At 62.4% G+C, this 20709-nt stretch carries 25 protein-coding genes and 1 tRNA gene; 9 read left to right on the plus strand and 17 right to left on the minus strand.

Annotated features, from left to right (window positions below):
* Positions 1–16 precede the first annotated feature (16 nt).
* From Q7U49_RS01200 to Q7U49_RS01215, 4 genes are all read left to right on the plus strand, one after another.
* Complete coding sequence (locus Q7U49_RS01200) at positions 17–718, plus strand: DsbC family protein (RefSeq protein ID WP_304761924.1); 702 nt, start codon at positions 17–19, stop codon at positions 716–718.
* Entirely contained in the window at positions 718–2511 is a 1794-nt protein-coding gene (locus Q7U49_RS01205; RefSeq protein ID WP_304761925.1) for a M61 family metallopeptidase, read from the plus strand. Before Q7U49_RS01200 ends, Q7U49_RS01205 begins: the two co-directional genes overlap by 1 nt.
* Before the next feature lie 30 nt (positions 2512–2541).
* The gene (locus tag Q7U49_RS01210; protein WP_304761926.1) at positions 2542–3321 is read left to right on the plus strand and encodes an enoyl-CoA hydratase; all 780 of its coding nucleotides are present in this window, start codon (positions 2542–2544) and stop codon (positions 3319–3321) included.
* A gap of 52 nt (positions 3322–3373) precedes the next feature.
* A tRNA-Met gene (locus Q7U49_RS01215) sits at positions 3374–3450 on the plus strand.
* 46 nt (positions 3451–3496) lie between these two features.
* Here the strand turns inward: Q7U49_RS01215 and Q7U49_RS01220 are convergent.
* Positions 3497–3814 carry a DUF6172 family protein gene (locus Q7U49_RS01220; RefSeq protein ID WP_304761927.1) on the minus strand — a complete coding sequence of 106 codons (318 nt, stop codon included), beginning with the start codon at positions 3812–3814 and terminating at the stop codon, positions 3497–3499.
* A gap of 175 nt (positions 3815–3989) precedes the next feature.
* Between Q7U49_RS01220 and Q7U49_RS01225 the strand changes: the two genes are divergently transcribed.
* The 3 genes from Q7U49_RS01225 (at position 3990) to miaB (ending at position 7229) form a co-directional block, all read left to right on the plus strand.
* On the plus strand, positions 3990–5243 hold the full coding sequence (locus Q7U49_RS01225; protein WP_304761928.1) for a DEAD/DEAH box helicase: 1254 nt from the start codon (positions 3990–3992) through the stop codon (positions 5241–5243).
* 36 nt (positions 5244–5279) lie between these two features.
* The gene (locus Q7U49_RS01230) at positions 5280–5741 is read left to right on the plus strand and encodes a hypothetical protein (protein ID WP_304761929.1); all 462 of its coding nucleotides are present in this window, start codon (positions 5280–5282) and stop codon (positions 5739–5741) included.
* A 147-nt stretch (positions 5742–5888) separates the two neighbouring features.
* A complete protein-coding gene (gene miaB / locus Q7U49_RS01235; RefSeq protein WP_304761930.1) occupies positions 5889–7229 on the plus strand; it encodes a tRNA (N6-isopentenyl adenosine(37)-C2)-methylthiotransferase MiaB in 1341 nt (446 codons plus the stop codon).
* Positions 7230–7296: 67 nt separating this feature from the next.
* On the opposite strand, the gene Q7U49_RS01240 is transcribed toward miaB, so the two are convergent.
* From Q7U49_RS01240 to Q7U49_RS01250, 3 genes are read right to left on the minus strand one after another with little or no spacing between them, the layout of a single operon-like run.
* A complete protein-coding gene (locus Q7U49_RS01240) occupies positions 7297–8325 on the minus strand; it encodes a DctP family TRAP transporter solute-binding subunit (RefSeq protein WP_304761931.1) in 1029 nt (342 codons plus the stop codon).
* 36 nt (positions 8326–8361) lie between these two features.
* On the minus strand, positions 8362–9660 hold the full coding sequence (locus Q7U49_RS01245) for a TRAP transporter large permease (RefSeq protein ID WP_304761932.1): 1299 nt from the start codon (positions 9658–9660) through the stop codon (positions 8362–8364).
* Positions 9657–10184: a TRAP transporter small permease gene (locus Q7U49_RS01250; protein WP_304761933.1), complete on the minus strand. Its 528-nt coding sequence runs from the start codon at positions 10182–10184 to the stop codon at positions 9657–9659. Before Q7U49_RS01250 ends, Q7U49_RS01245 begins: the two co-directional genes overlap by 4 nt.
* A gap of 88 nt (positions 10185–10272) precedes the next feature.
* On the opposite strand from Q7U49_RS01250, the gene Q7U49_RS01255 reads away from it, so the two are divergent.
* Positions 10273–10830 (plus strand): YgjP-like metallopeptidase domain-containing protein, encoded by a 558-nt coding sequence (locus Q7U49_RS01255; RefSeq protein WP_304761934.1) that lies wholly within the window; start codon positions 10273–10275, stop codon positions 10828–10830.
* On the opposite strand, the gene Q7U49_RS01260 is transcribed toward Q7U49_RS01255, so the two are convergent.
* The gene (locus Q7U49_RS01260; protein WP_304761935.1) at positions 10811–11020 is read right to left on the minus strand and encodes a DUF3820 family protein; all 210 of its coding nucleotides are present in this window, start codon (positions 11018–11020) and stop codon (positions 10811–10813) included. The two genes, Q7U49_RS01255 and Q7U49_RS01260, sit on opposite strands and share 20 nt — an antisense overlap.
* A gap of 1 nt (position 11021) precedes the next feature.
* The gene (locus tag Q7U49_RS01265; RefSeq protein ID WP_304761936.1) at positions 11022–11384 is read right to left on the minus strand and encodes a translation initiation factor Sui1; all 363 of its coding nucleotides are present in this window, start codon (positions 11382–11384) and stop codon (positions 11022–11024) included.
* A 112-nt stretch (positions 11385–11496) separates the two neighbouring features.
* On the opposite strand from Q7U49_RS01265, the gene Q7U49_RS01270 reads away from it, so the two are divergent.
* The gene (locus Q7U49_RS01270) at positions 11497–11724 is read left to right on the plus strand and encodes a hypothetical protein (protein WP_304761937.1); all 228 of its coding nucleotides are present in this window, start codon (positions 11497–11499) and stop codon (positions 11722–11724) included.
* Between the two features lie 2 nt (positions 11725–11726).
* Here the strand turns inward: Q7U49_RS01270 and nagZ are convergent, their stop codons facing one another.
* The 11 genes from nagZ to Q7U49_RS01325 all read right to left on the minus strand — a co-directional run bounded on the left by nagZ (position 11727) and on the right by Q7U49_RS01325 (position 20706).
* On the minus strand, positions 11727–12809 hold the full coding sequence (nagZ, locus tag Q7U49_RS01275; RefSeq protein WP_304761938.1) for a beta-N-acetylhexosaminidase: 1083 nt from the start codon (positions 12807–12809) through the stop codon (positions 11727–11729).
* 54 nt (positions 12810–12863) lie between these two features.
* On the minus strand, positions 12864–13271 hold the full coding sequence (acpS, locus tag Q7U49_RS01280) for a holo-ACP synthase (RefSeq protein WP_304761939.1): 408 nt from the start codon (positions 13269–13271) through the stop codon (positions 12864–12866).
* Entirely contained in the window at positions 13268–14026 is a 759-nt protein-coding gene (locus Q7U49_RS01285; protein ID WP_304761940.1) for a pyridoxine 5'-phosphate synthase, read from the minus strand. The genes acpS and Q7U49_RS01285 overlap by 4 nt, the downstream gene beginning before the upstream one ends.
* On the minus strand, positions 14023–14772 hold the full coding sequence (gene recO, locus Q7U49_RS01290) for a DNA repair protein RecO (protein WP_304761941.1): 750 nt from the start codon (positions 14770–14772) through the stop codon (positions 14023–14025). Before recO ends, Q7U49_RS01285 begins: the two co-directional genes overlap by 4 nt.
* Positions 14773–14799: 27 nt before the next feature.
* On the minus strand, positions 14800–15045 hold the full coding sequence (locus tag Q7U49_RS01295; protein WP_304761942.1) for a hypothetical protein: 246 nt from the start codon (positions 15043–15045) through the stop codon (positions 14800–14802).
* Positions 15042–16076 carry a hypothetical protein gene (locus tag Q7U49_RS01300; RefSeq protein WP_304761943.1) on the minus strand — a complete coding sequence of 345 codons (1035 nt, stop codon included), beginning with the start codon at positions 16074–16076 and terminating at the stop codon, positions 15042–15044. The genes Q7U49_RS01295 and Q7U49_RS01300 overlap by 4 nt, the downstream gene beginning before the upstream one ends.
* Before the next feature lie 23 nt (positions 16077–16099).
* A complete protein-coding gene (locus Q7U49_RS01305) occupies positions 16100–17491 on the minus strand; it encodes a VWA-like domain-containing protein (protein ID WP_304761944.1) in 1392 nt (463 codons plus the stop codon).
* Positions 17460–18512 (minus strand): AAA family ATPase, encoded by a 1053-nt coding sequence (locus Q7U49_RS01310; protein ID WP_304761945.1) that lies wholly within the window; start codon positions 18510–18512, stop codon positions 17460–17462. The genes Q7U49_RS01305 and Q7U49_RS01310 overlap by 32 nt, the downstream gene beginning before the upstream one ends.
* A 109-nt stretch (positions 18513–18621) precedes the next feature.
* Positions 18622–19569 carry a GTPase Era gene (gene era / locus Q7U49_RS01315; protein ID WP_304762169.1) on the minus strand — a complete coding sequence of 316 codons (948 nt, stop codon included), beginning with the start codon at positions 19567–19569 and terminating at the stop codon, positions 18622–18624.
* Positions 19570–19649: 80 nt separating this feature from the next.
* Positions 19650–20336: a ribonuclease III gene (rnc, locus tag Q7U49_RS01320; protein ID WP_304761946.1), complete on the minus strand. Its 687-nt coding sequence runs from the start codon at positions 20334–20336 to the stop codon at positions 19650–19652.
* Positions 20337–20352: 16 nt separating this feature from the next.
* Complete coding sequence (locus Q7U49_RS01325) at positions 20353–20706, minus strand: DUF4845 domain-containing protein (protein ID WP_304761947.1); 354 nt, start codon at positions 20704–20706, stop codon at positions 20353–20355.
* Positions 20707–20709 lie beyond the last annotated feature (3 nt).

Consider the following 20709-nt stretch of genomic DNA (forward strand, 5'->3'; position numbering starts at 1 on the left):
TCATCACAGGATACCCATGAAACGACTCCTTATTCCCTTGATCGCTGGCACCGTCCTGCTGGCCAGCACCGCCTGGTCGCAGGAAGCCACCATCCGCAAGAACCTGGCTGAGCGCATTCCGCAACTGCCTCAAATTGACGAAGTCATCAAATCGCCCATGCCCGGGCTCTACGAGATTCGCGTCAATGGCAACGAGATCTACTACACCGATGCTGACGCCAATTACCTGGTACAGGGCAACCTGATCGACACCCGGCAAAAACGCAACCTGACCGAGGAACGTGTCGAAAAACTCTCGGCGATCGACTTTGGCGCCCTGCCCCTCAAGGATGCCTTCACCATGGTGCGCGGCAACGGCAAGCGCAAGCTGGCGGTGTTTGAAGATCCCAACTGCGGTTACTGCAAGCGTTTCGAGAAAGACCTGCAAAAAGTCGACAACGTCACGGTCTACCTCTTTCTTTACCCGATCCTGGGCAAGGACTCGGTTGAAAAGTCCAAAAACATCTGGTGCGCCAAGGACAAGGTCAAGGCCTGGCAGGACTGGATGGTGCGCGATGTCACGCCAGCCGCCGCCAGCTGCGACAGCGCGGCCATTGCACGCAATGTGGAACTGGGCCGCAAGTTCAAAATCACCGGCACCCCCACACTGGTGTTTGCGGACGGCAGCCGCGTGCCCGGTGCCGTGAGTGCCGACCAGGTTGAAAAACGCCTGAACTGATGGGGTCGCTGCCTGCTTCCTCTACCCAGGTGGGCTATGCGGTGCGGGCGCTGGACCTGCAGGCGCATTTGTTCGAAGTCACCCTCACCATTGACCAGCCCGCTGCCAATCAGGTGGTGAGTTTGCCAGTCTGGATTCCGGGCAGCTACCTGCTGCGCGAATTCGCCAAACACCTGCAGTGCCTGCAAGCGCGACAAGGCCACAAGCCGGTGACCATCACCCAGCGCGACAAGTGCAGCTGGCAGATCCACGCCAAAGCCGGCAAGACGCTGGTACTCACCTACCAGGTCTATGCCTTTGACAGCTCGGTGCGCACCGCCTGGCTCGACAGCCAGCGCGGTTTTTTCAACGGCACCAGCCTGTGCCTGCGCGTGCATGGACAGGAGGACACGCCGCACCGGTTGACGCTGATTGACGAGGGTCTGCCCAAAGAATGGCAAGCCGCCACGGCTTTGCGCGCCCAACGCGTCTCAAAACGCGGCTTTGGTGACTACTTGGCGGCCAACTATGACGAACTGGTCGACAGCCCGGTTGAACTGGGCCAGTTCTGGCGTGGCGAATTTGTCGCTGCCGGCATCAAACACCACTTCATCGTTTCGGGTGCGCCCGCCAGCTTTGATGGCGCGCGCCTGCTGGCCGACACCCAGGCCATTTGCGAGGCTGAAATCAGGTTCTGGCATGGCCGTCAAGCACAACAGGCGCCGCAACGCCACTACCTGTTCATGCTCAATGCCATGCATGACGGCTACGGCGGGCTGGAGCACTGCAATTCGACCGCGCTGATCTGCAAACGCGCCGATTTGCCGCGCCACGGCCAAGCCAAGGTCGGCGCGCCGCCCGACGGCTACACCACCCTGCTGGGTCTCATCAGCCACGAGTACTTTCACACCTGGAACGTCAAGCGGCTGCGCCCGGCTGAATTTTCCCGCTACGACTACGCCCAGGAAAACTACACCGAGCTGCTGTGGTTTTTTGAAGGCTTTACCAGCTACTTCGACGACCTGCTGCTGCGCCGCGCCACGCTGATCGACAACGCGCATTACCTCAAGTTGCTGGCCCGAACCATCAACCAGGTGCTGCAAACCCCCGGGCGCCAAGTGCAAAGCGTGGCCCAGTCCAGCCGTGACGCCTGGGTCAAGTACTACCGGCAGGATGAAAACACCGTCAATGCCACGGTCAGTTATTACACCAAGGGTTCGCTGGTGGCCCTGTGCCTGGATTTGAGCCTGCGCCACAGCGGCAAGACCAGTCTGGACGCGGTGATGCGCGCGCTGTGGCTGCGCTGCCAGGGCGGCCCCATGACACAGGACGACCTGCTGGCGGTGCTGGCCGACTTGTCGGGTAAATCCTATGCGAATGAGCTGCAGCAGTGGGTGCACGGTACAGCTGACCTGCCCCTCAAGAAACTTCTCAAGCAGCACGGCATTCGCGTTGAGGAAACGCCGGCACCACTGGCCGACCAGTTGGGCCTGAAACTCAACGAGCAGCAAGGCATCCGCGTCAAAAACGTGCTGCGTGGCAGCGCTGCCGAACTGGCGGGATTTGCCGCCGGTGACGAGTGGCTGGGCGTGGCCACGGGCGAGGGCAAAACCAGCCAGCGCTGGCGCCTGAACAAACTCGACGACCTGGCCACGTACCTTGGCAGCGACACCCGTTGCCGGGCACTGGTTGCCCGTGACCAACGCCTGCTGACGCTGTCCCTGAACTGGATGGACACGGTACGCCCGGTCATACTCGCGGTGTCCGACACCCAAGCCCTCAACGCCTGGCTGGATGGCAAGAGTTCTGCCTGATTCCCTATTTTTTACCTAACAGGAGACCCCATGACTTACGAACTGATCACCGTGCGCACCGAAGCCGACAAGGTTGGCATCATCACCCTGAACCGGCCCAAGCAACTCAACGCCCTCAATGACCAGCTCATGACCGAGCTCGGCGATGCGTTGCACGCCTTCGATGCCGACGCCGGCATCCACTGCATGGTCATCACCGGCAGCGAAAAGGCTTTTGCCGCCGGCGCCGACATCGGCGCCATGGCCAGCTACAGCTTTGCCGATGTCTACAAAGGCGACTACATCACCCGCAACTGGGAAAAAATCCGCGCCGTGCGCAAGCCCGTGATCGCCGCAGTGAGCGGTTTTGCCCTGGGTGGCGGCTGCGAACTGGCCATGATGTGTGACTTCATCATTGCCGCCGACAACGCCCGTTTTGGTCAACCCGAGATCAAGCTCGGCATCATCCCCGGTGCCGGTGGCACCCAGCGTCTGCCGCGTGCCGTGGGCAAGGCCAAGGCCATGGACCTGGCACTGACCGGGCGCATGATGGATGCCGTTGAAGCAGAGCGCTCCGGGCTGGTGAGCCGTGTGGTGCCGCTGGACAAACTGATGGACGAGGCGCTGGGCGCCGCCCTGATGATCAGCGAGTTCTCGCAACTGGCCGTGATGGCGGCCAAGGAATCGGTCAACCGGGCGTTCGAGGGCTCCTTGAACGACGGCATCATGTTCGAGCGCCGTATGTTCCACGCCTTGTTTGCCACAGCCGACCAAAAAGAAGGCATGGACGCGTTTGTCAACAAACGCAAAGCCGTTTTTACCCACCAATGAAACACCGAGCCGCCAAAAAGCGGCTCACAACCCGCTATAATCTCGCCCTGTTGGTGATATAGCTCAGCTGGTTAGAGCGCAGCATTCATAATGCTGATGTCGGTGGTTCAAATCCACCTATCACCACCAAGATACCCTGAACCCGCATCGGCCAACGCCGTTGCGGGTTTTTTATTTACACCAGATCATCGTCGCTTGGCTCGGCGCCGGCGCGGGCACCGCGAAGGCCCGGTTTGGCCAGCAACTCCAGGTAAAACGCATCGCCGCCGGCCAGCGCCACGGCGTCGATCAAGGCGGTCAGCGTGGCCGGGTGCACCCCTTGCGCGTTGTCCGGATGGGTGCCAAAACGGCAATCGAAGTCCCAGAAGTCCACGCCTTCGGGCAGGGTTTTGCGGCGTTCGCGCTTGATGTACTGGCGAATTTCGTGCTTGGTAGCCTCCAGCACGCGGTCGCGGTTTTTGCCTTCAATAGTGAGTTGGAATGTTTTTTTCATGAGGTCCTTTGAATCCGTTGTCAGCAGCCTGCCGTGGCCGCCATGAGTGGGGGTGATTATGCGTCGAGCCCTGCCACCGCCTTCTGTCAACGCCCCCCTGATGCGAAACACGTAAACTGCCCCATCACATCACTACTTCTCGTTGCCGCTTCTGACTTCACCCCACACCACCAATATGTCCTTTTCCAAACTTGGCTTGTCCAGCCCGCTGCTTGCAGCCGTTCAGAAGCTGGGTTTTGACACCCCCACGCCCATTCAATTGGGCGCCATTGGACCGGCGCTGCAGGGCCATGACGTGCTGGGCTGCGCCCACACCGGTTCTGGCAAAACGCTGGCTTTTGCGCTGCCCTTGCTACAAAGCCTGTCAGGCGCACCAAGCCGTCTGGCCCAAGCGCTGGTGCTGGTACCGACGCGGGAGCTGGCGACCCAGGTGGGCGACACGATTCGTGCCCTGGCGCAGCACCTGCCCCAACAGGCCAGGGTCAACGTGGTGTTTGGCGGGGTCTCGATCAACCCGCAAATGATGGGTTTGCGCGGTGGTGCCGAGGTGCTGGTAGCGACACCAGGGCGGCTGCTCGACCTGGTGGCACACAACGCGGTGAAGCTCTCCGGGGTGAATCTGCTGGTGCTCGACGAGGCCGACCGCCTGCTCGACCTGGGTTTTGCCGAAGAACTCAATCAGCTGCTGGCGCTGCTGCCCGCCAAGCGCCAAAGCCTGTTTTTCTCGGCTACGTTTGCGCCAGCGGTGCAGGTGCTGGCCAACACCCTGTTGCGCGAACCGGTGCGCGTCGATGTGCGGCCCGACGCCGCGCCACCCACCGAGATCGTGCAGCGCGCGATCTCGGTGGACACGCCCAAACGCACCCAGTTGCTGCGCCATTTGATCCAGCAGAACGCCTGGTCGCGGGTGCTGGTGTTTGTGGCCACCAAATTTGCCGCCGAGATCGTGGCCGACAAGCTGCGCAAGGCGGGCTTGACGGCCGAGCCCTTTCACGGCGAGCTGAGCCAGGGTAAGCGCACCCAGGTTCTGACCGACTTCAAGGCCTCTCGCCTGGGTGTGGTGGTGGCCACCGATGTGGCGGCGCGCGGGCTGGACATCGCCGGCTTGCCCGTGGTGGTGAACTTTGACTTGCCGCGCTCGGCAAGCGATTACACCCACCGCGTGGGTCGCACCGGCCGTGCTGGCGAACCTGGCCTGGCGATGAGCTTTGTCAGTGCAGCCACGCAAGCACACTGGCGCCTGATTGCCAAACGCCAAGGGCTCGACCTGACGCTGGAAAGCATTCCGGGTTTCGAGGCGCTGGAGGCTGCTGCGCCCGCCTCCAGCGCCCTTGATGCCGCCGGCAACGGCGGCATCAAGGGCCTGCGCCCGAGCAAGAAAGACAAGCTGCGCGCACTGGCAGCCCAAGCAAAAACACCCGTGCCTTAAAATCGCACTCTCTTCAACAGCCTCTGGATGAACACCATGAACCGCTGCCTCCCCGCCCGCAAGGGCTTTTTCCTGGGACTGATGTCCCTGCTGGTGAGCATTGTCACGCTGGCCCCCGAGCCCCTGGCTGCGCAAGACCTGGTGCGGCAATTCCCGGCTGCCGCCAAGCGCGGCACCCTGGTAGTCACCCAGCCGCCCAACATCCTGATCAACGGCCACGCCGAGCGGCTATCGCCTGGTGCCCGCATCAAGAACCCCAATAACATGATCGTGTTGTCCGGCAGCTTGGTTGGCCAAGCGCTGCTGGCCAATTACCTGCGCGACCCGCAGGGCCTGATCCACGAAGTGTGGTTGCTGAGCCCGGCCGAGGCGCAGCAAAAGCGCACGGGCATGGAAGCGGTGACCAATTTTGTCTTCGGCTCGGATGCCGACAAACCCAAGACCGACGACGGCAAGACACCGTTCGACCAGTTGCCGAAATTCCAGCAGAGTCAGTGACATGCCAGGGCTTTACCCGCTATGGGACCTGTGCCCTGTGGGAGCGGCGCCCTGTAGGAGCGGCGCCCTCGCCGCGATGGACCCCATACAGCCATTGGCCCGAGGCGGGCCTCAAACAAAGATCAACACACAACACCATTTTTTACCATGAGCAAAAAAGTCTTCATCAAAACCTACGGCTGCCAGATGAACGAGTACGACTCGGGCAAGATGAGCGACGTGCTCGGCGCGGCCCAGGGCTACACCCCGACCGACAACGTCGAAGAGGCCGACCTGATCCTGTTCAACACCTGCTCGGTGCGCGAAAAGGCGCAGGAAAAAGTATTCTCGGACCTGGGACGCGTCAAGCACCTCAAAAAACGGGGCGCCCTGATCGGCGTCGGCGGTTGTGTGGCCAGCCAGGAAGGCGAAGCCATCATTGCCCGCGCGCCCTATGTGGACGTGGTGTTTGGCCCGCAAACCCTGCACCGTCTGCCGCAAATGCTCGATGAGCGCGCGCGTCTGAACCGTTCGCAGGTCGACATCAGCTTTCCCGAGATCGAAAAATTCGACCACCTGCCGCCCGCGCGTGTCGAAGGCGCCAGCGCCTTCGTGTCGATCATGGAAGGTTGCTCCAAGTACTGCAGCTACTGCGTGGTGCCCTACACCCGCGGCGAAGAGGTGAGCCGCCCGTTCGAAGACGTGCTTGTGGAGGTGGCGGGCCTGGCCGACCAGGGCGTAAAGGAAATCACCCTGCTGGGGCAAAACGTCAACGCCTGGCGCGCGCCGATGGGAGAGACGTCGGAGCTGGCCGACTTTGCCACGCTGCTCGAATACGTGTCAGACATTCCCGGCATCGAGCGCATCCGTTATGTCACCAGCCACCCCAACGAGTTCACGCCTTCGCTGATTGCCGCCTATGACAAACTGCCCAAGCTGGTCAGCCACCTGCATCTGCCGGTGCAACACGGCAGTGACCGCATCTTGATGGCCATGAAGCGCGGCTACACCGCCATGGAATACAAGAGCACGGTGCGCAAGCTGCGCGCCATCCGCCCTGACATGGCGCTGAGCAGCGACTTCATTGTGGGGTTTCCGGGTGAAACCGAAGACGACTTTGGCAAGATGATGAAGCTCATTGACGACGTTGGTTTTGACAACAGTTTCAGCTTTATCTTCAGCCCGCGCCCGGGCACACCGGCCGCCAACCTGGCGGATGACACGCCGCACGAGGTCAAGCTGCGTCGCCTGCAACACCTGCAGACGGTCATCAACGACAGCATCAAGCGCATCAGTGAAAGCCGCATGGGCACGGTGCAGCGCATTTTGGTGGAAGGCGCCTCCAAGCGCGACACCACCGAGCTGATGGGTCGTACCGAGTGCAACCGGGTGGTCAATTTTGTCGGCCAGCCGCGCCTGGTGGGGCAGATGGTGGATGTGACCATCACAGACACCCGCACCTTCACGCTGCGCGGCGAGGTGCTCACCCAGGACCTGGCGCTGGCCTGAAACGATTCAGGCGCTCAAAAAAATGGCCTCCCGATCAGGGAGGCCAGTGCGTCGGGAAAGATGTGACTTACTTCTTGCGTGCCGCAATGGAAGCTTCAGCCGTCTTGACCAAATCCACACCCACGGTGGCTTTCCACTTGTCATAGACCGGGCGCGTGGCCTTGACAAATGCGTCGCGCTCGGCCGGGCTCAATTGCGTGACGGTGACACCCAGGCCGGCAATGTCTTTCAGCAGCGGCTGGTCAGCCTCCACCAGGCCCTTGCGCGCCAAAGCAATTTCCTGCTTGCCCGCGTCCAGCGCAGCCTGGCGCACGATGGCTTGATCAGCCGGCGTCCAGGAAGCCCATATCTCTTTGTTGACGACAAAAATCAGCGGGTCCGCCACGTAGCCCCACAAGGTCACATGTTTCTGGCTGACGTTGTGCAGCTTGGCAGCAGTAAAGATCGACAGCGGGTTTTCCTGGCCGTCCACGGCGCCGCTGGCAAACGCGGGTTGCGCGTCCGCCCAGCTCATTTGCGTCGGGTTGGCACCCAGCGCGGTGAAGGTGTCAAGGAACAACGGCGAGCCGACGACACGGATTTTCAGACCCTTGAGGTCGGCCGGCGTGCGCACCGCGCGCTTGGAGTTGGAGAGTTCACGGTAGCCGTTTTCGCCCCAGGCCAGCGGCACCACACCCGCCTTGTCCAGCGTGGTAAAAATTTGCTTGCCGACCGGGCCTTGGGTCAGCGCGTCAATGGCGGCGTAGTCGGGCATCAGGAAGGGCATCGAGAACAGGTTGAGCTGTTTGACTTGCGGTGACCAGTTGATGGTGGAGCCCACCGCCATGTCGATCACGCCCTGGCGCAGCGCCGAGAATTCACGCGTCTGGTCGCCCTGGATCAGCGACACACCGGGGTACAGCTTGATGTTGATGCGGCCCTGCGTGCGTTCCTTCACCAGCTCGGCCCAGATCTGGCCGCCCTTGCCCCAAGGGAAGGCCGGGCCCAGCACCAGCGACATGCGGTATTCCGATTTGTAGCTTTGCGCTGAAGCCAGCGTGGCCACGCTCAGTGCGCCTGCGGCCAGCGCTAATTTGAGTAAGGTACGAACTTTCATGACATCTGTCTCCTTGTTTGAAAAATATTTCAGGTTTCAATAGCCCAGGCGCGTGGGCAGCCACAGCGCCAGAGAGGGGAAGATGATAACCAGCAGCAACACGCACAGCAACGCGGCCATCAACCACAGCACCCAGCGCACGCTTTCTTCCATGCGCACCCCGGCAATCCGGCACGACACCATCAGGTTCACTGCGATGGGCGGCGTGAACTGGCCCAAGGCCACCATCAAGGTCAGCAGCACACCAAACCAGACCGGGTCCCAATGGTAGAAGTTGACGATGGGCAGGAGCAAGGGCACAAAGATCAGGAAGATCGAGATGCCATCCAGAAACATGCCCACGGCCACCAGCATCAAAATCAGCAGCGCCAACACCCCGTATTCACCCAAGCCCGAATTGACAATGGCCTGCGTCACCGGATCAACGATGCCCAGGGTGGACAGCGAATAAGCAAAAATGCCGGCCAAGGCCACCACCAGCAAAATAATGGCCGACAACTCGCCTGATTCGCGCAGGATGTGGAACAGGTCGCGCACCTTGATGGTGCGGTAGATCACCATGCCGACAAACAGGCCGTAAAACACCGCCACCACAGCGGCCTCGGTCGGCGTGAACCAGCCGGCCCGCATGCCGCCCAAAATCAATACCGGCGCCGCCAGGCCCCAGGAGGCTTCACGCAAGCTGGCCCAAAACGGCGGCCTGGGCAGTTGCGCCTCTTGCTGTCCCAAATGGTGCCTGCGCGACAACCAGACACTGGGCACCATCAAGGCCAGGCCCACCAGCAAACCCGGCAGCATGCCCGCGGCGAACATGGCGGGCACCGAGGCGCCCGGCACCAGCACCGAATAAATGATGAAGGCAATCGAGGGCGGAATCAGGATGTCGATCGACGCTGCAGCGCCCACCACACTGGCGGAAAACGCCGGCGGATAGCCCGAGCGGGTCATGGTGGCGATCATCACGCCGCCCACAGCCGCGGCGGTGGCCGGCCCGGAGCCGGAGATACCACCCATCAGCATGGCCACCGCAATCACCACCACGGGCAACATGCCGGGGCCACGCCCGATGATGGCAATCGCAAAGTTCACCAGGCGCAGCGCCACACCGGAGCGGTCAAAAATGGAGCCCACCAACACAAACATCGGGATCGCCAGCAAGGGGTATTTGCCCAGACCGGCATAAAAGTTTTGCGGTACCGCCAGCAGGCCAAACCATTGCGCGTCCAGGTTGGCCAGCGCAATGGCGGTCGCGCCCGCCAGTCCCAAGGCCGCGCCAATCGGCACGCCGACCAGCATCATGACCAGAAACACCACAAACAGCAGCGTGGCGATCATGCGCGCCGCCCCCGCCGAATGAACAGGCCCAGCGCCCGCAGGGCAATGGCACAGGCCAGAATGGGCAGCCACATGCTGTACCACCACTGTGGCACGCCAATGCCGGGCGAGGTTTCACCGTACTGAAAGTCGTCAACCACCATGCGCGCGCTCAGCACGGCCAGCAAGGCAAACAGCACGGCCACCATCAGGGCGCCAAACCGCGCCAGCGCGCGCTGGCGCTCTGGGGAGCCGGCATCGGCAAAAAATTCGATCCGGATGTGACGGTTGCGCGCCACTGAGGCCGAGCCGGCCACCAGCGCCAGCACAATCATCAAGAAGACAGAAAACTCTTCGGTCCAGGCAAAGGACTGGTTGGTGAAGTAGCGCACCAGCACGTTGGCAAAGGTGATGAGGGCCAGCAAGCCCATCACGATCACGGTCAGCCAGTCCTCGATCTTGAGAGGGACGACGGTGACCTCGTCCTGCGCGGCAGGGTCTGGCACCTCGACGGGCAAATCGGTGGGTTCGTGAAGTGAGGGCATGAAAAGTGGAAAATGGTCGCAGCTACCACCAAGAGGCAGGTGGGCATTGTAGAAGCAGCCTCCGCCCATTCAGACACCACTCAAGACCATGAACCAAGCTCCCGCCGAGGCACCTGTTGCCGCGTTGAAATACCTGCAGGGCTACCCCGCCAGCACACTGGCGCAAGTGGCACAGATGCTGCAGCACGACAAGGTGGCCGACTGGCTGCTGCAGAAATACCCGCAAGCCCACACGGTGCGCACCGACCGCGCCCTGTTTGACTATGTGCAGGCGCTTAAAACCGATTACCTGCGCGGCGCCGAGCCGGTCAACAAGGTGCTGTTTGACAGCAAACTGCATGTGGTGAAAAACGCCCTGGGCACACACACCAGCGTGTCACGCGTGCAGGGCAACAAGCTCAAGGCCAAACGCGAGATCCGTATTGCCACGCTGTTCAAAACCGTGCCCGATGAATTTTTGCGCATGATCACCGTGCACGAGCTGGCGCACCTCAAGGAAAAAGCCCACGACAAGGCCTTTTACCAGCTCTGCAAACACATGGAACCCGGCTACCACCAGCTTGAATTCGAGGTGCGGGTATATCTGACCCATCTGGAGACCTCGGGTGCCCGGCTTTGGGAAGCCGCTAATTGCGCAGCGGCTTGAGCAAGTCCGACAGCCCGTTGTGATCGATCTCGTGCATCAGCGCCAGCAGGCGGCCGATCTCGCCCTTGGGCACGCCTTCGCGCACAAACCAGCGCAGGTAGTCGCCGGGCAAATCGGCGATCAGGCGGCCCTTGTACTTGCCAAAGGGCATCTCGCGTGTCACCAGCAACAACAGGTCTTCGGGGTTCATGTCAGCCCCCGGCGCGTTTGACGCTGTGACCCTGCGCCTTGAGCAGCTCCATGACGCGCTCGACATGGTCGCCCTGCACCTCGATCACGCCGTCTTTCACCGTGCCGCCCGAGCCACAAGCGGTTTTGAGCTGCTTGCCCAGGGCGATCAAGGCCGCGTCATCCAGGTCCAGGCCTTTCACCAGCGTCACGCCCTTGCCAGCGCGCCCCTTGGTCTGGCGCGACACCCGCACAATGCCGTCGCCTGCGGGGCGAGTTGCGGCAGAACGGCAGCTGCACTGCGCCTGTGGTTGACGACACTTCGGGCACATGCGGCCGCTGTCGGTGCTGTAGACCAGGCCGCTGCTGAGGAGTTTGTTTTTCATGCGAATCAGCCGGTATGAATCAAAGGGCTTGACGTTAAAACGGCTGATTGTCCCGCACAGGGCCCCAAGATCAGCCAAAATGGCCAACCACGCCATTCAAAGGAAATCGCACATGTCACGTCCCAGCGTTTGGGCACCCAAAATAGTCGCCTTGATCAAGGGCGGCAACAGCTCGGCAGCCCTTGCCCAGATCAAGGTGGCCCCCACCGTGAAAGACCTGCAGGACCTGCGCAAGCTGCTCATGGCGGCCAACCTGATCAAGTCCAACCCCAATGTGGACGCAGCCACCAACGACATGATCGCCGAGTTGTCAGCGCCCCGGTTGCACCGCTCGCCTTGAATTCACGGCAGCAGGTCGAGCGCCTGCATGTAGGCCGGCTGCACCATCAGCTCGTCCCAGGGCGTGGCGTGACCGACAGGCAACAGCGCCAGACGGCGTTCTTCGCTGGCGTCGCTGGGTTGCCACAGGCCCTTGAGCTGTGCTTCAGTCAGGCCGTTGATCAGGGCATCCAGCTCGGCGCCCTCGCCCGCTGACTGGTTGCACAGCAGCACCATGTCACAGCCGGCATTCAGCGCTGCCACCGCCGCCTGGGTCGGGCTGACCGACTGGCCGTCCAGCACGCGGGCCCCGGCCATCGACAGGTCGTCGCTGAACACCGCACCGTTGAAGCGAAGCTGGCCGCGCAGGATGTCACCCAGCCACTTGCTCGAGAAACCAGCCGGCCGGGCATCGACCTTGGGGTAGATCACATGGGCTGGCATGACGCTGGTGAGCGCCGTGCCGAGCCAGTCATAGGGCTGGACATCGTCGGCCAGAAAGGCCTTGAGGCTGCGCTTGTCGACCGGAATGTCGGTGTGCGAGTCGGCCTTGACAAAGCCGTGGCCGGGAAAATGCTTGCCACAGTTGGCCATGCCGCTTTGCAGCAAGCCGTGCATCAGGCTTTTGGCCAGCAGACTCACCACGCGCGGATCACGCGCAAAAGCCCGGTTGCCAATGACACTGCTCTCGCCGTAATCCAGGTCCAGCACCGGGGTAAAGCTCAGATCCACGCCGCAAGCGCGCAGCTCGGCGCCCAGCACATAACCACAGGCGGTGGCGGCGCGGGTGGCACGCATGGCACCGCTGCCCTCGCCCGCCTTGCCGTCCTGCAACCAAAGCTCGCCCAGGGCGCGCATGGGCGGCAAATGGGTGAAGCCATCGGTCTTGAAACGCTGCACATGTCCACCCTCGTGGTCGACACAAATCAGCAAGTCCTTGCGCACCTTCTTGATGCTATGGCACAGGGCCATGAGTTGCTCACGGCTTTGCCAGTTGCGGGCAAACAAAATCATGCCGCCGACCAGCGGGTGTTTCAGGCGTTGCTTGTCCTGTTTGCTCAAGCTCAAACCAGCAATGTCGATGATCAGGGGAGCGTGCAGAGTCATGGTGTTTTCCCGGGTAAATGGCGTGATGTGGTGTGCTGACTGACTGACTAACGATTAAAGACCATTTTTACCGATGAGTTCCACCACACAAAAGCTCGCGGCGTAGTCGGTCTCGTCGGTCACGCTGATGTGGGCGCTCAAGGATTTGGCCTCGAACCAGGTTTTAAGTTCGCCGTGCAACACGATGGTCGGCTGGCCGCTGGGCAGTTTGCCGACCTCGCACAGGCGCCAGGTCATGGGCATGCGCAGCCCCAAGCCAATGGCCTTGCTGAAGGCTTCCTTGGCGCTGAAACGGGTGGCCAAATAACGCACGCCGCGCTCGGGCCAGCGCTCGCTGCGTTCGCGCCACGTGGCCAGTTCGGCCTCGCTGAGGATTTTTTGCGCAAAACGCTCACCGTGGCGCGCCAGGCTGGCCTGGATGCGACGCACGTCGCAGATGTCGGTGCCAATGCCGTAGATCATGCGGCGTCACGAATGCAGCGCAGGTAGTCCTGGATGGTGGCGCTGTAGCCCAGCTCCAGCGCATCGGCGATCAGCGCGTGACCAATGGACACCTCGCTCACCCCAGGCACCCGGGCGATGAAGGCGGTCAGGTTGTCACGGTTGAGGTCATGGCCGGCGTTCACTTCCAGGCCCGCGTCCAGCGCCGCCTGGGCGGCCTGGGAAAAACGCGCCAGTTGCGCCGCCTGACCGGGCGTGCCCCAGGCGGCGGCATAGGGTTCGGTATACAACTCGACGCGGTCCGCACCGACGGCTTTGGCCGCGGCCATGGCGCCCGGGTCGGCATCCATGAACAGGCTCACGCGCAGGCCCCAGGCGTGGGCCTGGTCGATCAGGGGCTTCAGCACTGGCGCATCGGCCGGGAAAATCCAGCCATGGTCGCTGGTGAACTGGCCCTCGGTGTCGGGCACAAACGTCACCTGGTGCACCGGCAGTTGCTGCGCCACCAGCGCACCCACCACGTCCATCAGGTTGTGCAGGGGATTGCCTTCGATGTTGAATTCACGGTCCGGCCAGTCCTTGAGCAGCCTGGCCAACTCGGGCACATCGCTGGCCCGAATGTGGCGCTCATCGGGACGCGGGTGCACGGTGATGCCGTTGGCACCGGCTTGCAGGCACAGCGTGGCCGCGCGCGTGACGCTCGGAATCCCCAGGTGCCGGGTGTTGCGCACCAGCGCGACCTTGTTGAGGTTGACGGACAAAGAAGTAGTTTTCATAAGCTTTGCAGATCGATCATCATTTGCCGGGTGCGAAGACTGGGCACCCCGCAATGGTAATTGAGCAGGGTGCGCAATTGCGGCTTGAGCGCGCTGGCCACCTCGGCGCAGGCACGCAACAGGGTGGTTAGCGGCACGCGCTCACCCAGAGCCTGTTGCAGCGCTGTCCACTGCCCACCGCTCAGGCTGGTGCGGTCGTTGCTGTTGGCCTGGCGCAAACCGCCTTCAGGCACCAGGCTGTAGCGCGCCTCGGGGTGCAGCGCCAGCAGCGTCATGGTCTGGGCATCGAGCAAGGGCAGCAGGCCAATTTCACGCAGCAGCAAGAGCTCAAAGGCCCGCAGGGCGGCTTCGAGCACCTCGCCGTGCTCGCTGGCAATGATCTGCACCACGCCAGCATAAACATCAAACAACACCGGGTGCGGGTCTTCACGTGCCAGCAGCAGCAGCAACAACTCATTGAGGTAATAGCCCGACATCAGCGCGTCACCGGTGGGCATGACGTGGCCGCCCTGCCATTCGGCGGCTTTGAGGGTCTTGATTTCGGCCTCGCCACCAAAAGCCAGATGCAGCGGCTGCAATGGCAGCAAAATGGGCCGAAAACTGGAACTGGGCCGCTTGACACCCTTGGCCACCAGCGCCATACGGCCGTGGTGGCGCGTGAAAACCTCCAGAATCAGGCTGGTCTCGCTCCAGTCGTAGCGGTGCAGCACATAGGCGGGTTCGTCAGAAATGCGTTTGGTGGCCATGGGTCATGTCAAGTCTTTGCGCGCGGGTCAATCCAGCCAGCGCACCAGGTAATAGAGTCGCAAACCTTCGGAGGAGCGCGACGGCCCCATCACCTCCACCGCATGCTGGTTGAGTTCGGGCCTGGCTTGGGCGCGGGCAGCGGACTCATCATCGAGCACTTCCACACAACTTTCTGGGAAGCGTTTGCGTGCGCCGCGCGTGACATGCGCGATGGCAAAACACGCCTGCATCATGTGAGGCACATCGGGGTCAAGGCTGATACCGGTGTTCATCTCTGTCCCCTGAGTTGTTGAAGCTTGATCAAAATGTGCCCAAACAGCGGCGCCAGATGCCTGCGCATCAGTGGCCCCACCGCGGTGGTTTTGTTCAGGATGGGCCGGGCATCAAGATGGCTCAGGCGCCCCAAGGCCACCATGGCCCGCGCCTCACGCTGCAGATCGTCGGGCCAGTCTACCCGAATGGTGCGCTCCTCTGCCCCAGAAAAATACCGCCCCAGAATATCCAGCAAAAGGTAGACCGCCTCGGGGGCCGGTGGTTTTTCAAGCAGCATCGCGCAGGCACGCAGAAAGCTCTGGCCACTGGGGCTGTAACAACGCACAAAGTTCTGGCCCCAAGCGTCACCCGAGGCGGCGCTCTGCGCCAGGTGGGGCGGCACCAGGCGCTCAGGGTCCGGCGGCAAGTCATCGGGGCAAAGCTCCAGAAAACCCACGAAATAATGCGGCCGGTGTTTCGCCTTGGCCCACAACTGGGCACTCTTCATTGGATCCAGCAAGCCGGCCCCCAGCACCGCACGCACCGAGTTCATGGCCTGGATCGGGTCTTCTTCAAACGGCAGGTGCTCAATCAGGAAGTCGGCCAACACCTGGCCCATGGTGCCGGCTCGCACCGAGGCGTGGTTCAGCAGGTAACGCGCCACATCCATGCCGGGCAGCGCCCACCAGGCCCGCCGCGCCAGCTCATGCGTCAGGGTGGACGCCTGCGCCATGGCCTTGACCGCCTCGGGCTCACCCAAGAGCAGCAAAGCCTGCAAATTTTTGGCGCTGGACTGACCCATACTGGTCCAGCGCATCAAATGCACCGGGTAGCCGCCAGGCGAGCCCATGGCATGACCGCCGAGCAACTCACGCACACGCTGCACGTACAGGTCGGGGCGGCAATTGCGGTGCAGCACCACCCGGGCCTCGCCCAGAGAGGTCAGCGCGTGCAGCGTCATGGTGCTCTCGTCGATGCGCACCGCGTGCACCTCACCAGCCAGCAACACGTTCAGGCGCAGCTCATCTTCGGGGGAGAGTTCGGTTGACATGGCGCGATGATCTGGAAATGAAATCAATTCAACTGTATGCGCAGGCCCCAGGGCACGCTGGCACCGCCCTTGACCAGCCACAACATCGGGTAATCGGGCGGCACCCGGGGCATGTCGCCTTGCGCATCGGTGAAATACACCAGGGCGTCGGGGCGCGCGCCCGCGCGCTCGATCCAGTCGAACACCGGCGCAAAGGCGGTGCCCCCGCCGCCCTCGAACTTGCGCGGAAGGCACAACGCTTCCCAGGGTTCTGTCACCCAGGGTGCGTCTGCCGCCAGCGCCGCATCACAGGCGAACAGCGTCAGGCGCACGGGCAGCGTGCCCTTGATGGCATTGAGTTCGCCCACAAATTGGGCCAGGTCGGCATCGTCGATGGAGCCCGAGGTATCCAGTGCCACAAAAATGTCGCCAGCGTGGCTGTGCAAGCTGGGAAAAATGGCACCCCCACCCGTTTCACCGGTGCGCCGGGACGGGCGCAGCCAGGTGTAGTCGTCACGCGCGGCTTGCGACAAATAGTGCGCCAGTGCGGCGCGCCATGACACCTGGGGCGCCAGCGCCTCCTCAGTGAACCGCGCCAGAAGGCCCGAGAGTTTGCCGGCTTCGCGGGCGCGCTGGGCTGCGGCGGCGAGGTGGCGCTGCCACTGTTGCTGCAGGGTTTCTTTTTGCTGCGCGGTCAAGGGTGGCGGCGGGCTGTCTTGTGTTGCTGTGTCACTTGGCGCATCAGCCGCACCCACCATCTCAGGTTTGGTACCGCCTGCGTCGCGGTCAGTGTCCTGCGCCGCGCTGGCGCCCTGGTTGCCGTCTTTGGGCGCGGTGTCATCACCGCCACCCTGGCCCTGGGCATCGCTGTCGCCGCTGCCACCCTGCCCGCCTTCATCTCCGTCCCACAGATGCTCGTCCAGGGTGTCGTTGTCGAGGTCGTCGTCCAGGCAAGGGTAAATTTCTTCGGCTGCCATGCCACGGTACAGGTCGAGCACTTGCGCACCCAGCGGGGCTTGCAGGCCCTCGTCGATCAGCAGCGGGTTGATGGCAAAGTCACAGGCCAGGTCCCACCTGCGCTGCACCCGGCTACCGCGCCGGGCGAAATGACCCAGCGCGCAATGCAGCGCCTCGTGGGCCAGGGCGAACTGCGCTTGTGCCGTGCTCAGCCCATCAATCCACCGGGGGTTGTAGTACAGCTTGCGGGCATCGGTACCGGCGCTGCGGCACCAGGCACCGGCTTCCACCAGGGGCAGGCGCAACACCAGCGCGCCGATAAAGGGTTTATCAAGAATCAGCCGGGTGCGCGCAGCAGCCAGCTTGGCCGCCGCAGCCTGCCGCATCGCAGCAGTCAGCGGGCGTTCGGGCTCGGCTGGCGCACCGGCCACAAAACCCAGGCCGTGATTACTCGTAGAGGATGACGTCGGCAACGGCATGGGCCCAACCGGAAAATTGCGGCACGGCAAACAGGGCGGAGCCAATGCCGCGGTGCATGTCAGACACCAGCATGACACCCATTTCCTTGAGCGGCAGGCGCCGCGCGTAGTCAAGGATGTGGCCCCACACCTGACGCGCTTCAGGCTTGCCCTTGACCCGCAGGGCGCGCCCGGCCAGCGCGGCGGCCACGGCGTATTGCAGGTCGATTTCAGTCGGCACATCGGCCTCGCGTCCCTCGGTGATGGCATCGAGATCAGGCAATCGGTCCAGGCTGTCGATGAAGGCGGCACATTCCACACCCGCCGCCTGGCCGACACAGGCGCTCAGGGCGCCGACCAGCAACTGCGGGCTGTCACCAAACTTTTGCAGGGCACGGTGGGCGAATTCCCACGAGCGCGGGCTCGGGAACGCCATCTCCCCGGCCAGGGAGCGTGCCGCATCAAAGGCAAACAGCAGCTCGGGCTTGAAGCGCAAAAACGCAATCAAACGCTCGTCAATACCCTGGACATAAGCCCAGGCGGCCCAGTCGTCGAGGTTGACGGTGACTTCAAAATGCGAAAAGCGGTTGGCCAGCGGTGCCGGCATGGCGTAGGTCACGCCACGGTCGCCCTGGCGGTTGCCTGCGGCAAAAATGACCCAGCCGTCGGGCACGCGGTAGTCACCCAAACGACGGTCCAGAATCAATTGATAGGCGGCGGCCGACACCGCCGGTGGTGCCGAGGTGATCTCGTCAAGAAACAGCACACCACGCTGGCCGTGGCGCTGCGCATCAGGCAACAGGGCTGGCACCGCCCATTGCACCAGGTCACCGACCCGAAACGGGATGCCGCGCAGGTCAGAAGGCTCCATCTGCGACAGGCGGATATCAATCACCGGCGCCTGGTGGCGCTCACCCACCTGGGCGACGATTTGCGATTTGCCCACACCGGGCGGCCCCCACAGCATCACCGGGGTATGGTGCCCCTGGGCGGTGCTGAGAAATTCGCGTTCAAGAACCAAAGTAAGCTGGGCGGGGCGCATTGGCAGGCGGTGAAGTTATATCGGCGGTTTGGAATAGGCCGAAATATAACCCGAGATGGAATTATTGAAACGGCGCCCGGACTGGCGCCAGCCCCCACGCGCTGCTGACTTACTCGTAGCCAAACGAGCGCACACGCGCTTCGTCGTCGGCCCAGCCCGAGCGCACCTTGACCCACATCTCGATGAAGACCTTGCAATCGAACAGCTTTTCAAGCTCGACACGGGTCTCCATGCCGATGCGCTTGATGCGTTCGCCCTTGTCGCCGATCACCATGGCCTTGTGGCCGTCGCGCTCGACCACGATGGTGGCGGCAATGCGCAGCAGGCGTTTCTGGCCCTTCTTCTGCGGTGGCTCTTCCTCAAACTTGTCAATGATGACGGTCGAGGTGTAGGGCAGCTCGTCGCCGGTCAGACGAAACAGCTTTTCGCGCACCATCTCGGCCGCCATGAAGCGTTCACTGCGATCGGTAAGCTCGTCGGCGGCGTACCACCAAGCCTGCTCAGGCAGGAATTTTTCGCAAATCCCCAACAAGCGCTCGACATCCTTGGCGCTCTTGGCCGACATCGGCACAAACTCGGCAAAGGCGTGACGCTCCTGCATGGTCTGCAGCCAGGGCGCGATGTCACCGCGTCGATGCACGTTGTCAAGCTTGTTGGCAATCAAGAGCGTCGGGATTTTTTTGTCCAGCAGCGCCAGCACACGGGCATCGGCCGGGGTGAAGCTGCCGGCTTCCACCACAAACAAAATCAGGTCCACATCGGCCACCGCGCCCACCACGGTCTTGTTGAGCGACTTGTTCAGCGCGTTGCCGTGCAGGGTCTGGAAACCGGGTGTGTCGACAAAGACAAACTGGGTCGCGCCCTGGGTGTGCATGCCGGTGATGCGGTGACGCGTGGTTTGCGCCTTGCGCGAGGTGATGCTGATCTTTTGCCCCACCAGCGCATTGAGCAGGGTGGATTTGCCCACATTGGGCTTGCCCACGATGGCAATCAGGCCGCACCGCTGGCCCGCCACGGGCGCCTCGGTAGCACCGGCGGGGCGCATGTCGCGACGCATGCCGGCCAACAAGTCTTCCAGGTTGTCCTGCACCTCAGGCACGGGGGTGTCGGCATCGGAAGTTGGTTTTTTAGGGGTTGTCATGGGTTCACCGTTGCTTTCAAAATTTCCAGCATCGCCGTCGCGGCGGCCTGCTCGGCTGCACGACGCGAGCCGCCAATACCGCGCTCAGCGCGGTTGAGTTCGGGAATTTCACATTCCACATCGAAGCTTTGCTTGTGCGCCGCGCCCAGCGTGGCCACCACCCGGTAACTGGGCAGCTTCATGCGACGTCCCTGCAGCCACTCCTGCAGCTCGGTTTTGGGGTCCTTGCCAATGGCGTCCATCTCCGGGTTGATTTGCACCGCCTGGTAGAGCCGCTGCACCAGCGCTTGGGCGGCAGAAAAACCGGCATCCAGGTAGACCGCGCCAATAAGCGCCTCCAGCGCGTCAGCCAGAATGGAGGGCCGCTTCTGGCCGCCCGAACGCATCTCGCCCTCGCCCAGCAGCATCACATCCGGCAAGCCCAGCGACAGTGCCAACTGGTGCAAGGTGTCCTGTTTGACCAGGTTGGCCCGCACCCTGGACAAATCACCTTCGGGCAGTTTCTGCAAGCGCTGGTACAGCATGTCGGCTACCACCACGCCCAAGACCGAGTCACCCAAAAACTCCAGGCGCTCATTGTGATCCGATGAAAAACTGCGGTGCGTGACCGCCCGCTTCAGCAGGCTGGTGTCCGCAAAGGGGTGCTGCAAACGCTGTTGCAGCGCGACTAAGTCTGCATTCAAACCGTCACCTGTGGCTTCAATTCGATTTCCCGCTGTACTTGAGGGTCAGGAAAGCCGGACCCGTCAGATGGATTTCGCGCTCGTAGGCAAAGCTCACCACCACTTTGTCATTCTCTTTGGTGACTTCCAGGTCTTTGCCGCTGATGGACTTGATGTCGTCAATGCTCGCGGTCTTGTCAAAGATCATGCGCACTTCAGGCACGGTATTACCTTCTTTGGCCTTGTTCACGGCTTTCTGAATGGTCTGGAATTCCATCACGGTGGGCACCACCTGGGCGGTCAGCACACCGGCGCCGGCCAGCACCACGCCGACAAAAAGAACACCGATCAGGGTGATCCCTCGCTGGCCGGATTTGAAAGAAGAAGTCATGTC

This window comes from Rhodoferax sp. (genome assembly GCF_030653815.1).
Lineage (GTDB): Bacteria > Pseudomonadota > Gammaproteobacteria > Burkholderiales > Burkholderiaceae_C > Rhodoferax.

Excerpts from the sequence above, each read along its gene's own strand:
- Q7U49_RS01200 (WP_304761924.1), top strand. The coding sequence starts at position 17 with ATGAAACGACTCCTTATTCCCTTGATCGCTGGCACCGTCCTGCTGGCC.
- Q7U49_RS01205 (WP_304761925.1), top strand. The coding sequence starts at position 718 with ATGGGGTCGCTGCCTGCTTCCTCTACCCAGGTGGGCTATGCGGTGCGG.
- Q7U49_RS01210 (WP_304761926.1), top strand. The coding sequence starts at position 2,542 with ATGACTTACGAACTGATCACCGTGCGCACCGAAGCCGACAAGGTTGGC.
- Q7U49_RS01220 (WP_304761927.1), bottom strand. The coding sequence starts at position 3,814 with ATGAAAAAAACATTCCAACTCACTATTGAAGGCAAAAACCGCGACCGC.
- Q7U49_RS01225 (WP_304761928.1), top strand. The coding sequence starts at position 3,990 with ATGTCCTTTTCCAAACTTGGCTTGTCCAGCCCGCTGCTTGCAGCCGTT.
- Q7U49_RS01230 (WP_304761929.1), top strand. The coding sequence starts at position 5,280 with ATGAACCGCTGCCTCCCCGCCCGCAAGGGCTTTTTCCTGGGACTGATG.
- miaB (WP_304761930.1), top strand. The coding sequence starts at position 5,889 with ATGAGCAAAAAAGTCTTCATCAAAACCTACGGCTGCCAGATGAACGAG.
- Q7U49_RS01240 (WP_304761931.1), bottom strand. The coding sequence starts at position 8,325 with ATGAAAGTTCGTACCTTACTCAAATTAGCGCTGGCCGCAGGCGCACTG.
- Q7U49_RS01245 (WP_304761932.1), bottom strand. The coding sequence starts at position 9,660 with ATGATCGCCACGCTGCTGTTTGTGGTGTTTCTGGTCATGATGCTGGTC.
- Q7U49_RS01250 (WP_304761933.1), bottom strand. The coding sequence starts at position 10,184 with ATGCCCTCACTTCACGAACCCACCGATTTGCCCGTCGAGGTGCCAGAC.
- Q7U49_RS01255 (WP_304761934.1), top strand. The coding sequence starts at position 10,273 with ATGAACCAAGCTCCCGCCGAGGCACCTGTTGCCGCGTTGAAATACCTG.
- Q7U49_RS01260 (WP_304761935.1), bottom strand. The coding sequence starts at position 11,020 with ATGAACCCCGAAGACCTGTTGTTGCTGGTGACACGCGAGATGCCCTTT.
- Q7U49_RS01265 (WP_304761936.1), bottom strand. The coding sequence starts at position 11,384 with ATGAAAAACAAACTCCTCAGCAGCGGCCTGGTCTACAGCACCGACAGC.
- Q7U49_RS01270 (WP_304761937.1), top strand. The coding sequence starts at position 11,497 with ATGTCACGTCCCAGCGTTTGGGCACCCAAAATAGTCGCCTTGATCAAG.
- nagZ (WP_304761938.1), bottom strand. The coding sequence starts at position 12,809 with ATGACTCTGCACGCTCCCCTGATCATCGACATTGCTGGTTTGAGCTTG.
- acpS (WP_304761939.1), bottom strand. The coding sequence starts at position 13,271 with ATGATCTACGGCATTGGCACCGACATCTGCGACGTGCGTCGCATCCAG.
- Q7U49_RS01285 (WP_304761940.1), bottom strand. The coding sequence starts at position 14,026 with ATGAAAACTACTTCTTTGTCCGTCAACCTCAACAAGGTCGCGCTGGTG.
- recO (WP_304761941.1), bottom strand. The coding sequence starts at position 14,772 with ATGGCCACCAAACGCATTTCTGACGAACCCGCCTATGTGCTGCACCGC.
- Q7U49_RS01295 (WP_304761942.1), bottom strand. The coding sequence starts at position 15,045 with ATGAACACCGGTATCAGCCTTGACCCCGATGTGCCTCACATGATGCAG.
- Q7U49_RS01300 (WP_304761943.1), bottom strand. The coding sequence starts at position 16,076 with ATGTCAACCGAACTCTCCCCCGAAGATGAGCTGCGCCTGAACGTGTTG.
- Q7U49_RS01305 (WP_304761944.1), bottom strand. The coding sequence starts at position 17,491 with ATGCCGTTGCCGACGTCATCCTCTACGAGTAATCACGGCCTGGGTTTT.
- Q7U49_RS01310 (WP_304761945.1), bottom strand. The coding sequence starts at position 18,512 with ATGCGCCCCGCCCAGCTTACTTTGGTTCTTGAACGCGAATTTCTCAGC.
- era (WP_304762169.1), bottom strand. The coding sequence starts at position 19,569 with ATGCGTCGCGACATGCGCCCCGCCGGTGCTACCGAGGCGCCCGTGGCG.
- Q7U49_RS01325 (WP_304761947.1), bottom strand. The coding sequence starts at position 20,706 with ATGACTTCTTCTTTCAAATCCGGCCAGCGAGGGATCACCCTGATCGGT.